13 protein-coding genes are annotated in these 15,035 nt (G+C 73.0%); 7 read left to right on the top strand and 6 right to left on the bottom strand.

Going from position 1 to position 15,035, the window contains the following annotated elements:
• The 3 genes from BM076_RS36700 to BM076_RS20290 form a co-directional block, all read left to right on the top strand.
• Positions 1 to 1,412, top strand: a 1,412-nt coding sequence (locus BM076_RS36700; protein WP_093715044.1) for a DNA polymerase Y subunit UmuC family protein, incomplete at its 5' end; no start/stop codon positions are given.
• Positions 1,405 to 4,668 carry an error-prone DNA polymerase gene (locus BM076_RS20295; protein ID WP_093715043.1) on the top strand — a complete coding sequence of 1,088 codons (3,264 nt, stop codon included), beginning with the start codon at positions 1,405 to 1,407 and terminating at the stop codon, positions 4,666 to 4,668. The genes BM076_RS36700 and BM076_RS20295, both read left to right, overlap by 8 nt.
• A 144-nt stretch (positions 4,669 to 4,812) precedes the next feature.
• Positions 4,813 to 5,673, top strand: coding sequence for an esterase/lipase family protein (locus tag BM076_RS20290; RefSeq protein WP_093715042.1), 861 nt, complete (start codon positions 4,813 to 4,815; stop codon positions 5,671 to 5,673).
• Here the strand turns inward: BM076_RS20290 and BM076_RS20285 are convergent.
• Positions 5,666 to 6,040, bottom strand: coding sequence for a cupin domain-containing protein (locus BM076_RS20285; protein WP_093715068.1), 375 nt, complete (start codon positions 6,038 to 6,040; stop codon positions 5,666 to 5,668). The two genes, BM076_RS20290 and BM076_RS20285, sit on opposite strands and share 8 nt — an antisense overlap.
• Positions 6,041 to 6,173: 133 nt before the next feature.
• Here BM076_RS20285 and BM076_RS20280 point away from each other — a divergent pair, with 133 nt between their 5' ends.
• The 3 genes from BM076_RS20280 to BM076_RS20270 are packed head-to-tail and all read left to right on the top strand — an operon-like array spanning position 6,174 to position 8,168.
• Positions 6,174 to 6,620 (top strand): MarR family winged helix-turn-helix transcriptional regulator, encoded by a 447-nt coding sequence (locus BM076_RS20280; protein WP_093715041.1) that lies wholly within the window; start codon positions 6,174 to 6,176, stop codon positions 6,618 to 6,620.
• Between the two features lie 49 nt (positions 6,621 to 6,669).
• On the top strand, positions 6,670 to 7,800 hold the full coding sequence (locus BM076_RS20275; protein WP_093715040.1) for a methyltransferase domain-containing protein: 1,131 nt from the start codon (positions 6,670 to 6,672) through the stop codon (positions 7,798 to 7,800).
• Positions 7,797 to 8,168 (top strand): GntR family transcriptional regulator, encoded by a 372-nt coding sequence (locus BM076_RS20270; protein ID WP_093715039.1) that lies wholly within the window; start codon positions 7,797 to 7,799, stop codon positions 8,166 to 8,168. The genes BM076_RS20275 and BM076_RS20270 overlap by 4 nt, the downstream gene beginning before the upstream one ends.
• Positions 8,169 to 8,231: 63 nt before the next feature.
• Here the strand turns inward: BM076_RS20270 and BM076_RS20265 are convergent, their stop codons facing one another.
• A complete protein-coding gene (locus BM076_RS20265; protein WP_093715038.1) occupies positions 8,232 to 9,725 on the bottom strand; it encodes a CoA transferase in 1,494 nt (497 codons plus the stop codon).
• A gap of 21 nt (positions 9,726 to 9,746) precedes the next feature.
• Entirely contained in the window at positions 9,747 to 10,907 is a 1,161-nt protein-coding gene (locus BM076_RS20260; protein WP_093715067.1) for a DUF5925 domain-containing protein, read from the bottom strand.
• Between the two features lie 297 nt (positions 10,908 to 11,204).
• Between BM076_RS20260 and BM076_RS20255 the strand changes: the two genes are divergently transcribed.
• Positions 11,205 to 11,468, top strand: coding sequence for a hypothetical protein (locus BM076_RS20255; protein ID WP_093715037.1), 264 nt, complete (start codon positions 11,205 to 11,207; stop codon positions 11,466 to 11,468).
• Positions 11,469 to 11,604: 136 nt separating this feature from the next.
• Here BM076_RS20255 and BM076_RS20250 read toward each other — a convergent pair whose 3' ends face one another.
• From BM076_RS20250 to hmgA, 3 genes are read right to left on the bottom strand one after another with little or no spacing between them, the layout of a single operon-like run.
• Complete coding sequence (locus tag BM076_RS20250; RefSeq protein ID WP_093715036.1) at positions 11,605 to 12,870, bottom strand: type ISP restriction/modification enzyme; 1,266 nt, start codon at positions 12,868 to 12,870, stop codon at positions 11,605 to 11,607.
• Positions 12,871 to 12,884: 14 nt separating this feature from the next.
• Positions 12,885 to 13,631, bottom strand: coding sequence for a GntR family transcriptional regulator (locus BM076_RS20245; protein WP_093715035.1), 747 nt, complete (start codon positions 13,629 to 13,631; stop codon positions 12,885 to 12,887).
• A gap of 41 nt (positions 13,632 to 13,672) precedes the next feature.
• Positions 13,673 to 15,013 (bottom strand): homogentisate 1,2-dioxygenase, encoded by a 1,341-nt coding sequence (gene hmgA / locus BM076_RS20240; protein ID WP_093715034.1) that lies wholly within the window; start codon positions 15,011 to 15,013, stop codon positions 13,673 to 13,675.
• Positions 15,014 to 15,035 lie beyond the last annotated feature (22 nt).

The raw sequence follows: 15,035 nt of genomic DNA, 5'->3' as shown, positions 1-15,035 counted from the left end.
AGACCCGGGAGTTCGAACCGGTGGTGCGGCGGCTGGAGACGGAGGTGATGCCCCGGCTGGAGGTGATCAGGCCCGGCATGGTGGCGGCCCCCGCCCGCGGCCCGGCCCGCTACTGGGGCGGCGAGGCGGAGCTGACCGCCCGGGTCGCCGCCGCGCTCGCCGGGCTCGGGCACCCGGTGCGCAGCGGCGCCGCCGACACGGTGTTCGCCGCGGCCCTCGCTGCCCGCGCCCGGGACGGAGTCCTGGTGCCGGCCGGGGAGACGGCCGGTTTACTGGCGCCGTATCCGGTGGCCGTGCTGGGCCGGCCCCGGCTGGCGGAGCTGCTGGTCCGGCTCGGGATCGGCACGCTCGGCGGTTTCGCCGCGCTGCCCCCGGACCGGGTCGCCGCGCGCTTCGGCAACGACGGCACGGCGGCGCACCGGACCGCGTCCGGGCGCGAGCCGCACCTGCTGGACGCCTCGGGCGCGGAGCCCGACCACGCGGTGCGCCGGGTCTTCGACCCGGCCGAGGAACGTACCGAGCCCTTGGCGTTCGCGGGAAAGGCGCTGGCGGAACGGATGCAGGCGCGGCTGACGTCCGCGGGCGTGGTCGGCGCCCAGGTGGAGGTGGAGCTGGCCCTCACCGACGGCCGCAGGCTGCGCCGGGCCTGGCGTCATGAGGGGCGGCTGTCGTCGCTCGCGGTCGCCGAACGCGTGCGCTGGCAGGTACAGGCATGGACCGACGCCGGAGACCTCGCCCCGCGCGGGGACGGGGTTGTGAGCCTGGACGGTGCCCCGCGCCGGGACGGGGTTGTGAGCCTGGACGATGCCGTGGATGCCGTGGATGCCGTGGACGCGGGGAGCGCGGTGGGAGTGGTGGAGCTGGTGCTGCGTCCGCGGCGGCTCAGCGCGGCCACCGGCCGGCAGACGATGCTGTTCGGCGGCGGCGCCACACTGGAGGACCTGGAACGGGCGGCCGGCCAGGTGCAGGCACTGCTCGGTCACCGTGCCGTGACGCGGGCGGAACTGCTCGGTGACCGCGGTCCCACCGACGGGACCCGCAAGGTCCCGGTCGGCGACATCGCCACCGCCCCGGCCGGCGGCGGACCCTGGCCGGGCAGACTGCTCGCCCCGCATCCGCCCACGGTCTACCGGCCGTTGCTGCCCGCCCGGCTGCTGGACAGGGCCGGGCAGTCGGTGGGCGTCTCGGGACGGCTGGTGATCTCCGCGTCACCGGCCCGCCTGACGGTGGACGGATTCCCCGGCGTCCTGGAAGTGATCGCGTGGAGCGCGCCCTGGCCAGTGCTCGAACAGTGGTGGAACCACGACCGCGTCCAGCGGATCGCGCGGATGCAGATCAGCACCACCGCCGGCGGCTCCTGGCTGCTGCGGGTATCAGCGGGCCGCTGGTGGGCCGAGGCCCACTATGGCTGACCGGCCCGTCGGCCGCCTGCTGCACCTGCCCACCGCCACCGCGCGCACGGAGGGCCCGGGCGACGGCGACGGCGCGGGTCGCGGGGACGGTGCGGGGGACGGGGCGCCGTGGGCGGAACTCCACGCCCACTCCTCCCTGTCCTTCCTCCAGGGTGCCAGCGAACCCTCGGCCCTGGTCGCCGAGGCGTTGCGCCTGGGCGTCGAGGTGCTGGCACTCACCGACCGGGACGGGCTGTACGGGGCGCGGCGGCTCGCCGAAGCCGCCGACGGCACCGCGCTGCGGACCGTCTACGGCGCCGAACTCACCCTCACCGACCACGGACTCGGCCGCCCCGTCGTCCTCGCCCGGTCGATGGAGGGCTTCCAGCGGTTGTCCGCGGCGATCACCGCCGCCCAACTCGCCGGGACCAAAGGGAATCCGGTGTACGACCTCGACGTGCTCGCCCGCGCCGCCAACAGCGAGCACTGGGCGGTGCTGACCGGCTGCCCCGTCGTCGACGACCCGGGCGAGGACATCGGCGACCTCACGGACGTCTCCCGGATCGCCCGCCGGCTGGACGCGCTGGGCGAGGTGTTCGGCAGCGGCACCGTGCACGCCGAACTCATCGACCACCGGCTGCCGGTCGACACCCCGCGCAACGACGCGATGTTCGTCGCCGCCCGCCGTACCGGCAGCGGGATCGTGGCCAGCGGTGCGGTCCACTACGCCACGCCCGCGCAGGCCCGGCTGGCGCAGTCGCTGACCGCGCTGCGGCGGGTGGAGACCCTCGACCAGGCCGCAGGCCATCTGATGGCCGCGCCCACCGCGCACCTGCGCGGCGGCGCGGAGATGGAGGAACGGCTGGCCCGCTACGCCGGGGTGTTCGCCGACACCGTCGAACTCGGCCGGTCCTGCGTCCTGAACCTGGCCGAACTGCGGCCCGAACTGCCGGTCTTCCCCGTGCCGTCCGGCCACGACGACGACTCCTGGCTGCGCGAGCTGGCCGGCCGCGGCTGCACCCGGAAGTACGGGCCCCGCGGCGCCCCGGCGGCCGCGAAGGCGTGGCAGCAGCTCGACCACGAACTCGCCGTGATCACCGAGCGGCGGATGGCCGGATACTTCCTGACCGTCCACGACATCGTGGACTTCGCGCGGCGACGGAACATCTGGTGCCAGGGCCGGGGCAGCGCCGCCAGCAGCGTGGTCTGCTTCGTGCTCGACATCACCGCGGTCGACGCACTGCGGCACGGGCTGCTGTTCGAGCGGTTTCTGTCGATGGAGAAGTCCGGGCCGCCGGACATCGACATCGACTTCGAGAACCACCGCCGCGAAGAGGTCATCCAGTACGTCTACGACCGCTACGGCCGCGACCACGCCGCACAGGTCGCCAACCTCATCACCTACCGCCCCAAGCTGGCGGTCAGGGACGCCGCCCGGGTCCTGGGCTACCCCGCCGCCGCGGTCAACGCCATGACCCGCTCCCTGCACCACCGGCCGGCCCGCCCGCACGGCACCGGCGACGCCCCCGACGACGGTCCCGACCCGGACATCCCCGCCGATGTCGTCGCCCTCGCCGCCCAACTGCGCGGACTGCCCCGGCACCTGGGCGTGCACTCCGGCGGCATGGTGCTCACCGCGCGGCCGATCGGCACCTTCATGCCGGTGGAGTGGGCGACGATGCCCGGGCGGTCCGTACTGCAGGGCGACAAGGAGGACGTGGCCGCCGCCGGCCTGGTCAAGATCGACCTGCTGGGCGTGGGCATGCTCGCGGCGCTGCACAGTGCGGCGGACCTGATCGCCGAACACCACGGCCGGCAGGTGGACATGGCCACCATCCCGCAGGACGACCCGGCGGTCTACGCGATGATCGCCCGTGCCGACACCATCGGGGTCTACCAGGCCGAGAGCCGCGCCCAGATCAGCACCCTGCCGCAGCTCGAACCGACGTGCTTCGAGGACCTCGCGGTCGCCGCCTCGATCATCCGCCCGGGACCGATCCAGGCGGGCAGCAAGCATCCTTATCTGCGGCGCCGCGCGGGCGAGGAACCCGTCACCTACCCGCACCCGTCGGCCGAGGCGGCGTTGAAGAAGTCGCTCGGTGTCGTGCTGTGGCAGGAACAGGCGATCCGGCTGGCGGTGGACTGCGCCGGATTCACCCCGGGCGAGGCCGACCGGCTCCGCAAGGATCTCACCGCCAAGGACTCCACCGAGAAGGTCGCCAGGCTGCGCGGCCGCCTGCTGGAGGGCATGGCGCGCAACGAGATCGGCCCGGACGCCGCCGAACGCATCGTCACCATGATCGAGTCCCTGAGTTCCTACGGCTTTCCCGAGTCCCACGCGCAGTCGATGGCGGGCATCATCTACGCGAGCGCCTGGTTCAAGCTCTACTACCCCGCCGCGCTGATCGCCGGGATCATGGCCCACCTGCCGATGGGTTTCTACGACTCCCAGACGCTCATCCAGGACGCCCGCCACCACGGCATCTCCGTGCTCGGTGTCGACATCAACGCCTCCGCCGTCCACGCCCGGCTCGAGGACGACCTCGCCGGCCCCGCGCGCGGTCCGGCGATCCGCCGCGGACTCACCAGCGTCCACGGGCTGTCCGAGGACGCCGCCGCCGCGCTCCTCGCGGCCCGCGCCGACCGCCCCTTCCAGGATCTGGACGATGTCGCCCGCCGCGGCGGCCTGGACGCCCGGCTCCTCGAACAGCTCGCCACCGCGGGCGCCTTCGGCTGTCTCGGCACCGGCCGCCGGGAGGCGATCTGGCGGGCCGGCGCCCATGTGAGGCACCGGCAACTGGTGCTGCCCGGCCTGGACGCCCTCCCCGAGGCCCCCGACCTCCCCGCGATGACCCCGGGCGAGACCACCCTGGCCGACCTCATCGCCACCGGCGCCACCGCCGGTCCCCATCCCGTGCACCACCTGCGCGGCTACCTCGGCCGGCACGGCGCCGAGCCCGTCGCGGCCGTCCGCACCCGGCCCGCACGGCGGCGCATCCGCGTCGGCGGCATCGTCAAATACCTCCAACGCCCTCCGACCGCCAACGGCATGGCCTTCGCCGTCGTCGAGGACGAGACCGCCATGGCCAATCTCGTCTTCACCCCGCCGGTCTGGGCCCGCGTCCGCCGCACCATCCTCGACGCCCCGGCCGTCCTCCTCGACGGCCACATCGAGCGCGAGTACGACGTCACCAATCTGATCGTCCACACCGCTCACCCCCTTCAGGTGACACCGCCTCAGGACGAGGCCGACCGGGCCGCATCCCGGGATTTGTGATCCGGCGACAACGACTCGCCGATTTTTTACTCACCCGTAACTAGCCGTGCTTCCTTACTGGCGCGTAAGTTGACTCCTCGGTAACCATGTGATCCGGATCACAGGGCATGCACGTCCACCTATCCCGACCTGCGAGGAGATCACATGAGGCTGCCCTGGCGACGGCTCCTGGCCGCGCTCTCGCTGGCCACCGCAATGGCCGTGGCCCCCACCGCCGCGGCGACCGCGTCCGCCGGCTCCGCACCGTCCAGCGGGTGGAACAACTTCTCCTGCCGGCCCTCGGCCCAGCACCCCCGTCCTGTCGTCCTGGTCCACGGCACGCTCGGCAACGGCACCGACAACTGGCTCGTGTTCGCCCCCTATCTCGTGCAGCGGGGCTACTGCGTCTTCTCGTTCGACTACGGGATGCTGCCCGGTGAATCGCTCTTCGGCGGCCTCGGACCGATCACGGACTCCGCCCAGCAGCTCTCCGACTTCACCGACCGGGTGCTCGCCGCCACCGGGGCGTCCAAGGTCGACATGGTCGGGCACTCGCAGGGCGGCATGATGCCGCGTTACTACCTGCGCTTCCTGGGCGGCGCGGCGAAGGTGAACACCCTGGTCGGGCTGGCCCCGGACAGCCACGGCACCACGCTCTCCGGACTCACCAAGCTGCTCCCGTACTTCCCCGGCGCGGCCGACCTGCTGGAGAGCCACGCGCCCGGCCTCACCGACCAGGTGGTCGGGTCACCCTTCCAGCAGAAGCTGAACGCCGGCGGCGACACCGAACCCGGCGTGCACTACACGGTGATCTCGACGATCTACGACGAGGTCGCCACTCCGTATACGACCCAGGCGCTGTCCGGGCCCAATGTGCACAACGTCGTGCTCCAGGACCTCTGCCCGGTCGACGTCTCCGAGCATGTCGCCATCGGCCTCACCGACCGCATCGCCTTCCACGAGGCGGCGAACGCGCTCGACCCGGCGCACGCGACCCCGACCACCTGCCTGTCGGCGTTCAGTTAGCCCACGGCGGTGATATCCGCGAGCCGTCGGTCATCGTGGCTTCCAGGCCGATGCTCGTGGTGACCCACAAAGCGGCCGGTTCCTGTGTGCGGTTGGCCAGCCGCACGCGGGAACCGGGCCGCGCGACGGCCGCGTCGCCCGGTGCCAGCGACCGGGTCTCCCCGTCGACGGAGAGTTCCACCGCGCCGTACAGGGCCAGGAACACCTCCTCGCGGGAGACGGTGTGCGGCGGCCCCGCGATCCCGGCCGGGACCTCGCAGCGCCAGGCGCACAGCTCCTGACTGCCGCGCGCGGGCGCCGCGTACGACACGAACCGCACCCCGTGGATCTCGTGCGCGACGGCTTCTGTCGCGGTGACGAAAGGCATGACCACCCCCATGATCGACCGCCCGCCGCCCGCTTCGGCGTCCTCCGACGCCGACGGGCAGATAGGCAAGTAATTTGCGCAAGCTGCTTTCCTATATATTCAAGCAGCTTGCGCACTGTGTCAAGGTGACCCTGTGGAAAACTCCGATGCCATCAGCCTGAGCGCCGTGCTCCTCGCCGCCACGGGCTCGCTCGTCGCGGACATTCAGAGCGGTGTCGTGGCCCTCGGCTTCGCCGACATCCGCCCGACCCACGGCTTCGTCTTCACGCGGCTCGCCCCGTCCGGCGCGACCGTCACGGAGATCGCCGAACACCTCGGGGTCACCCGCCAGGCCGCCAGCCAGATCGCCGACGAGCTGGAGAGAAAGGGGTATGTCGAACGCCGGCCGCACCCCGACGACGCGCGGGCCCGGCTGGTCGTCCTCACGGACAAGGGCTGGAGGTGCGCCCGCGCCGCCGAGGCGTCGGCGGTCGAGGCGGTCCGGCCGTGGGTCGAGATCCTCGGCGAGGAGCGGCTGCTGACCCTGCGCGACGAACTGGCCCGGCTCGCGCCCGGCGGCCCGATCCGGCCGAACTGGTGATCACCCGAGGCGAAGGGCCGTTGTCAGTGGTGGATGACAGGCTTCTCCCATGAGCACCGGGACGGACGACCGCGACTTCTGGGACGCCGAGGCCGAGCGCTTCGACGACGAGCCCGACCACGGCCTGCGCGATCCGCGGGTCAGGGACGCCTGGGCGATACGGCTGCGCTCGTGGCTCCCGGACACCCCGTCCGACGTGCTCGACCTCGGCTGCGGCACCGGCAGCCTCGCGCTGCTCGCCGCGGAGTCCGGCCATCGCGTCACCGCCGTCGACTCATCGACAAAGATGGCCGCGCGCGCCCGCGAGAAGCTGACCGGGACCGGTGCCCGTGTGCTGGTCGGCGACGCCGCCCGGCCGCCGGTCGGCGCCGACCGCTTCGACGTCGTCCTCGTCCGGCACGTGCTGTGGATGCTGCCCGACCCGGCGGCCGTGCTCCGCCACTGGGCGGCCCTGCTGCGCCCGGGCGGCAGGCTCGTGCTGGTCGAAGGACGATGGGGCGCGATCAGCCCCGTCGGCATCACCGCCGCCGCCCTCGCCGACCTTGCCGCCCCGCTCGGCGGCCGGCTGCTGGTCGAACAGCTCGGACACGACGCCGCGTTGTGGGGCCGCGAGGTCGACGACGAGCGCTACGCGGCCGTCCTCACCCCGCCCGCGCCCGCCCGGCACCGGGAGATCGTCGACGTCCACCTGCTGCTGCTCCGCGACGACGAGATCCTGCTCGCCCGCCGCTCCGGCACCGGTTACGCGGACGGCCTGCTGCACGCGCCGTCCGGACACCTGGAGGACGGCGAGGACGTCAGGAGCGGCATGATCCGCGAGGCCCGCGAGGAGATCGGCATCGAGCTGAGCCCGGACGAGCTGTCCGTCGCCCTCGTCATGCAGCACCGCGCGCCCAACGGCTCTGCCAGGATCGGCTGGTTCTTCACCGCCCGCCACGGCTCGGGCGGCGAACCCGTCAACCGCGAGCCCGACAAGTGCTCCGAACTGGGCTGGTACCGGCTGGACGCGCTGCCGGACGACATGGTGGCGTACTGCAGGGCGGGCATCGACGCCTATCGCGACGGCGAGTCCTTCCTGCTCCACCTGCACCGCGACGGTGACCCGATCGCCTACGACCCCGCCGGTCCGGGCAGAGCGGTGCCGCTGTCCCGGTCCGCTGTGCCAGGATCCGGGACATGAGCCTGAAGATCACCGTGGACGCGGGCGCGGCCACCGCCCCGTACGAGCAACTGCGCGAGCAGATCGCGGAGGAGGCCCGAACCGGGCGCCTGCCCGTCGGCTACAAGCTGCCCACCGTACGGGGCCTCGCCGAGCAGTTGGGGCTGGCGGCGAACACCGTGGCCAAGGCGTACCGCGCCCTGGAGGCCGACGGGGTCATCGAGACGCGCGGCAGGAACGGCACCTTCATCGCCGCGGCCGATGCCCGCGCGCGGGAAGTGGCCGCCGCGGCGGCGGAGTACGTGGCGCGCACCCGCCGCCTCGGACTCGATCCGGACGCCGCGCGGGCCGCGGTGGACGAGGCGCTGCGCGCCGCCGACGAGAGCTGAGCCGGGCCGGCCCCGGCGCGAAGGGGCCAAAGGGCCAAGGACCCGGTCACGGTCCTCTTCGGATCACGGCTGCCAGCGGGGCGCGTCGGCGGCCGGACGGCTGGGCGGGCGCGACCACGTGGTGGGGGAGCCGTCGTAGCGGATCGGCGGGAGCGCGTAACGGAGCCTGCCCATGGGAGAGTCGGTCTCCGCGAGCCGGCCGGAGTGGTCGGGACGCTCAGCTGCCGGGACGGGATCCGCGGGCAGGCCGAGCAGCCGGGCGGCCGTCGTCGCCAGGGCGAAGCGCAGCAGGCGGCCGGCGCCGTCAGGACCGAGCCGTTCTGTCAGGGCGCGCAGCACGCCCGCGGCGATCAGATAACCAGTGCCGTGGTCGAGGAACTGGCCGGGCAGCGCGCCCGGCCGCCCCTCGGCGTCGGCCTGGAGCAGGGCGATCCCGGTCGCGGCCTGCACCAGGCTGTCGAAACCGCGCCGCCCGGCCCACGGCCCGTCGAAGCCCCACGCGGACAGTTGCGCCACGATCAGCCCGGGGCGGCGTTCCAGCAGCGCCTCCGCCGACAGCCCGTACCGGTCGAGTGCGCCCGGCCGGTAGCCGGTGACCACCACATCGGCGGAGCCGAGCAGTTCCTCGAAGACCGCGCGGTCGGCCCGCACCGCGAGGTCGAGCGCCGTGGAGCGCTTGCCGAAGCCGGTGTCGGCCTGGGCGTCCCACAATTCCGGCAGCCGCGGCGAGTCGATCCGCAGGACATCGGCGCCGAGCAGCCCGAGCGTACGGGTGGCCACGGGACCCGCGATGACCCGCGTCAGATCCAGCACCCGGACGCCTTCCGCGGGCAGCGCCGCGGGCGGCAGGGCCCGAGACCGGGCCGGTGCCGTACCGACCGCGCGCCTTTCCACGACCGGCCGGGCAGCCGCTGCCCGGCCGGGTTCGCCCGCCGCCCACGCCGAGGCCGTACGGACGGCCACGGCGAGTCCGTCGGCCGCGTACACCGCCTGCTCGGACTGTTCGCCGGGCGTCGCCGCGAGCCGCCGTGCCACCTCGGCCACGAGCGCGTCGGTGTCGTCACGGTCGCGCAGACCGAGGGCAGTCAGCAGCCGGGCCCGGTGGTGCGGGTAGTTGGCGTGGGTGCGGATCCAGCCGTCGGCGGTCGGCCAGAAACGGGAGAGCGGCGCGAAGGTCGCGCCTGGCCGCCCGTCGATCAGCAGATGGCGCTCACTGGTGAACGCGGTGGCCACCGCGCCGTCCGTCACCCGGACGGCGGGCACCGACGCCGGCACAAGACCCCGTACGGATACGGGAGGGCCGGACCGTACGGCCGCCAACTCGGCGGCGGCCAGCGCGCAGACGGCCGTCGTCGCCCGCCCGAGCGCCATCACGGGCACGGCCGCGGGCAGACCACCGCCGGTCCCGTAACCCACGCGCTCCAGCAGTGACGGGGCGCCGCCGAGCGCCGCCCACAGGTCGCCGGTGAGGCCGGAGGCGTCGATACCGGAGGCGTTGGTGCCGGCGGCGTCGGCGTCGGAACTGCCGGTGTCGGAGGCGCCGGTGCCGGAAAACATGGATCAGCGGTATCCGGCGGATCAGAGGTAGAGGCCGTCGGCGGCCTGGGCGGGGACCGGCAGGGCGGACGTGCTGCCGCGGCGCAGCGCGTACAGCTCGGCGAGGGTGGCGCCCTCGCGGCCGACACCCTCCGGCGTGCCCAGCCAGTTGACCGCCTCGTCACGGGTCAGCGGACCGACCTCGATCCTGGCCAGGCAGCGGCCCGGCCGGACGACCGCCGGGTGCAGGCGCTCCAGATCCTCATTGGTCGTGATGCCGACCAGCACATTGCGCCCCTGGCCGAGCAGCCCGTCGGTGAGATTGAGCAGCCGCGACAGCGCCTGGCCGGTCTGGTGCTTGGCCTGGCCGCGGATCAGTTCGTCGCAGTCCTCGAGCAGCAGCAGCCGCCAGCGTCCGCCCGGCACACCGTCGTCCTCGCCGATGGCGATGTCCATCAGATAACCGACGTCGTTGAACAGCCGCTCGGGGTCGAGCACACAATCCACCTGGCACCAGTCGCGCCAGGACCTGGCCAGGGTGCGCAGCGCCGAGGTCTTGCCCGTGCCGGGCGGGCCGTGGAGCAGCAAAAGCCGGCCGGTGATGTCGTCGGCGGTGAGCTTCATCAGGCCGTCCATGGCGTCGGCGACCGGCGCGGTGTAATTCACGCGCAGCTCTTCCCACGTCGCGGCCGAGATCTGCCGTGTAGTGCGGTGCGGCCCGCGACGCGGCGAGACGTACCAGAAACCCATCGTGACATTCTCCGGCTGCGGCTCCGGCTCGTCCTCCGCGTCGTCGACCGAGGATTTCAGCACCTGTTCGGCCAATTCGTCGGAGACGGCGGCCACCGTCACATCGGCGCCGCGATTCCAGCGGGAGATCAGCACCGTCCAGCCGTCGCCCTCGGCGAGGGTGGCGCTGCGGTCCTTGTCGCGCGCCTGGCGCAGCACCACCGCGTCCGGCGGGAGCAGGGTGAGCCCGGCCTTGACGTTCTCCAACGAGGCGCCGCGCGCGAACGGCTGCTCACCCGAGGTGAAACGGCCCAGGAAGAGGGCGTCCACGACATCGGACGGCGAATCGCTGTCGTCCAGCCGCAGATGAACGGGGAGCGCGCGATGGGGTGCGGTCGGTCCGGCGGTCGCTTTCCTGCCGGGTCCGGTGGTGGACGGCACTTGCCTCCTCGGTTCGCTGGGTACGGCGGCCATGCGGCCCATGATCCGGCACGCGGCCCGATTCGCCCAGTCTTTTTCCGTCACGGCCCCTCACGCACCGCACCGCCGCACTACGGGCAGTTTCGTACGGAGTCGTCACCATTGGTGTTCGGCTGCCAACGGCCGGGAAAGATGGGACAGTGAGATTGGGCACGTACCCGGAAAATGTCAACACCCTTGAGGAGAAGGTGAATACGGCGTCTCGATCGAGTACGGGATGCGCACGTGACGCGGCGGGGCGATAGGGTTAGCCTGCCCGAGCCGGGTGCCCTCGTCAGGGTGGGGAGAGTAATGGAACAGATAGCGATGCCGAGCAGGCCGCGTGTGCCTGCCATCAACTGCGGTACGGGCGCGACCAGCGCGCGCCTCGACCGGCATCTCGCGATACTGGCCGGACCTGCCGTGCCCCAGCGCGAGACGGAGGAGGCGACTGTGCTGATGCAGGAGCTGACCTCGCGCAACACCGTGCACACCACGGCCAACCGTGGTGCCAGGGTGTCGCTCTTCGCGCCGCTGCGCCGCCTGCGCAGGACGCTGTTCGGCAACCGCCGCTGAGCCTTGCCCGGACCGTCGGCGGCCACACCGTCCCGGCTCGGCGCTGCCCCGCGCGGCGCTTCGGTGTGTGTCCGCCGCGGCCGCGGCCCCTCCCCAACGCTCCCGTTCACGACGTGCCGACAGGGCGCTCGTGGGCTCACAGCAGGGCGAACTGCCCGTCGGGCCCCTCTTCGTGGTGTTCCAGCACGGAGGCGGGCCTGCGCCGCCCGGCAGGCACCGGCAGTACGCCCGCGGCCCGCAGCTCCGCCGCGGTGATCGTGGCGCCGCGCACCGCCAGCCGGTCCGCGATCCGTTCGCGCTCCGCCCGCAGGTCGGCGAGCAGCGTCAACGCGCTGATCAGTTCCAGCAGTTCTGACGTGGTGGCCCGGGTCCAGGCGGCGGGCCGCAGCGCCTCCAGCGTCCCCGGCGCGCCCGCGGCCGTACGCCGCTCGAACCACGCCTCGATCACCCGTACCCCACCCGCGGTGACGTCCCAGGCGGCCGGTGCGACCGGTGCGATCCGGCCCTCGCCGATCAGCAGCGTCCGCTCCTGCGGGTCGTACGCCAGGTCGTCGGCGCGTGGCGCGCCCGGTAGGGGCGACCGAACGTAAGGGCGGCTGCCACCGGGCAGCCGGAGCCGGCCCGCGTCGCGGCCCGCGGCCGGATCCGCGAACCGCTCCCCGTGAGTGTGCAGCCACAGCGCCCGCCGCCCGAGCGTCAGCCCCTCGCGCCAGAGCGCCGGGTCCCGGGGCAGCGGTACGGCGCTGCCGCCCGGTCCCGGCCGGGCCGCCGCGGCGATCCAGGCCAGCACATCGGCCGCGCGGACGTCCTCGGAAGGTCCCAGCCGGGCGGTGAGCAGACCGGTCAGTCCCGGCGCGATATTGGGGTCCCGGCCGCCGGGCCGCCGGAACAGCGGGCGTATCCAGCCGGGCCGGCCGGCGGGGGAGCGGCCGTCGGGCAGCAGCGCGGAGAACGCGACGGGCACCTCCTGCGGGCCGTCCCCGGCCGACGGTGGCTGAAACGCCTGCTCCAGCGCGAACACTTGCTGATCGTCCGCGGTCCGCCACAGTTCGGCCCGCGCCACGTCGATCAGCCGGTGGTCGGGGATCAGCCACTGCCGGTCGTACGGGCCGTGCTGCACGCGTATTGGCTCGGGGCAGCGGCCGGACTCGCCCGCCAGCGCGGTGGTCGGAGTGCGGTGGCCGGGCAACTGCGCCACCGGGGTGCGCAGGCCACGGGCCCTGGTCGGATGCAGCAGCGCCGCCCGCTCGGACAGGTCAGGCGTGCCGGTGAACACCGCCCACCGGGCCCGCAGACAGTCCGGGTCCGGGGCCATCGGCCAGCCGCGGCCGATCCGCAACGGGCGTACGGACCACGGCATCACGTCGTGCAGCAAAGGCGCGTCATTGCTCACCGCACGCATGCTACTGAGGCCGCTCAGGGCGCCTCCATCGTCACCGTGAAGGAGAAGCGGTCGCCGCGGTAGTGGATGCGCACCACGTCCACCGCCCGTCCCGACTCGTCGTATGTCACCCCGGTGTAGTGCAGGATCGGGCTGAGCAGCGGCACTTGGAGCAGCCGGGCCGTCTCCGGGTCGGCCAGCCGCGCCTCCACGGTGTCGGTGATCCGGCTGATCCGCACGCCGAGCACGTCCCGCAGCACCTTTGTCATCGGCCAGCGCTCCAGATCGGCGAGGTCGATCCGGGCGCCCAGTTCCGGCAGCACGAAATTCTCCGCCCAGTTGGTGGGCTCACCGCTGTCGTCACAGCGCAGCCTGCGGTAGGCCATCGCCTCGTCCAGGCCCGGGAAGTGCTCGGCGGCGCCCGGCGGGAGCGGGGCGGTGCCGTATTCGAGCACCGCCGTCCGCCCGCCGGACTGCTGGGCCACGATCGCGTCCACCGAGCCGAGCAGCTTCACCGGCGCCCCGCGCAGCGCCGTCGGCTCGATGAAGGTGCCGCGTCTGCGGTGCCGGCTGATCAGCCCCTCGTCCTCCAGCTCCTTCAGCGCCTGACGCATGGTGAGCACGCTCACCCCGTAGTGCCCGGCCAGTTCGTCCTCGGTGGGCAGCCGCAGCGGGGCGTCCGGGCGGCGGCCCAGTATGGAGGCGCGCAGGGACTGCGAGACCTGGTACCACAGCGGCAGCTTGCCGTTGAGCACGAGGGAGTCGGGGGCGAAGGGCGTCATGGCCGTACGGGCCTGCCGGTCCGTACGTTCCGTTCGGTCCGTCACGGCCGGAAGTTTCTCGCGAGCCCCTCCCACACCGTGTCGTAGCCCTCCTGACGATGGCTTGCGGTGAGCGCGAATTCGGTGGGCACCACGGGCCAGCGGGTCTCGAACATGAACGCCAGCCCGTCGTCGACCCGTTGCGGCACCAGCTCGGCGGCGCTGGCCTTGTCGAAGGTGGCGCGGTCGGGGCCGTGCGCCGACATCATGTTGTGCAGCGAGGCGCCGCCCGGTACGAAGCCCTCGGCCTTGGCGTCGTACGCCCCCTCGATCAGGCCCATGAACTCGGTCATCACATTGCGGTGGAAGTACGGCGGCCGGAAGGTGTCCTCGCCGACCAGCCAGCGCGGGGCGAAGACCACGAAGTCGGCGCCGGCCAGACCGGGGGTGTCCGACGGGGAGGTCAGGACGGTGAAGATCGACGGGTCCGGGTGGTCGTAGCTGAGCGAGCCCAGCACATTGAAGCGGCGCAGGTCGTAGACGTACGGCACATGGCTGCCGTGCCAGGCGACCACGTCGAGCGGCGAGTGGTCGTAGTCGGCGGCCCAGAGATTGCCGCCGAATTTGTTGACCACCTCGGTCCGCTCTTCCCGGTCCTCGTAGGCAGCGACGGGGGCGCGGAAATCGCGGGCGTTCGCCAGGCCGTTGGCGCCGATCGGGCCCAGGTCGGGGAGTTGGAAGGGCTGGCCGTAGTTCTCGCAGACATAGCCGCTCGCGGTGCCGTCGGGCAGTTCGACACGGAAGCGGACGCCGCGCGGGATCAGCGCGACGTCGCCCGGCTCGGAGCGCAGCAGCCCCAGCTCGGTCCGCAGCAGCAGCGCGCCGCTCTGCGGCACGATCAGGAATTCGCCGTCGGAGGAGGAGAACACCCGCTGTTCCATCGGCCGGTTGGCCGCGTACCAGTGGATGCCGATGCCTTCGCGGCGCAGCACGTCACCATTGCCGCCGACCGTGACCAGGCCCGCCACGAAGTCCGTCGGCTCCTGCGGCTGCGGCAGCGGGCCCCACCGCAGCCGGTTGGGATCGGGCTCGACGTCCAGGAACGGGGCGCTGCGCACCTGGCCGTTGGGGATCCGCCGGAAGGGGGGATGTGCGGCGGAGGGCCGGATCCGGTAGAGCCAGCTGCGCCGGTTGCGGGCCCGCGGCTCGGTGAACGCGGTGCCGCTCAGCTGCTCCGCGTACAGCCCGAAGGGCGCGCGCTGCGGGGAATTGCGCCCCACCGGGAGCGCGCCGGGCACGGCCTCACTGCTGTGCTCATTGCCGAATCCCGGCGAATACAGCAGGTCCTTGCCGTCCTGGAGGCCGGTGCCGTCAGGACCCTGCTCGGCGTTCGTGGCGCTCATGTGTGCTCCCGATGAGGTCTCG

The organism is Actinacidiphila alni (assembly GCF_900112845.1).
Lineage (GTDB): Bacteria > Actinomycetota > Actinomycetes > Streptomycetales > Streptomycetaceae > Actinacidiphila > Actinacidiphila alni.
This window is presented reverse-complemented; position numbering and strand designations above follow the sequence as displayed.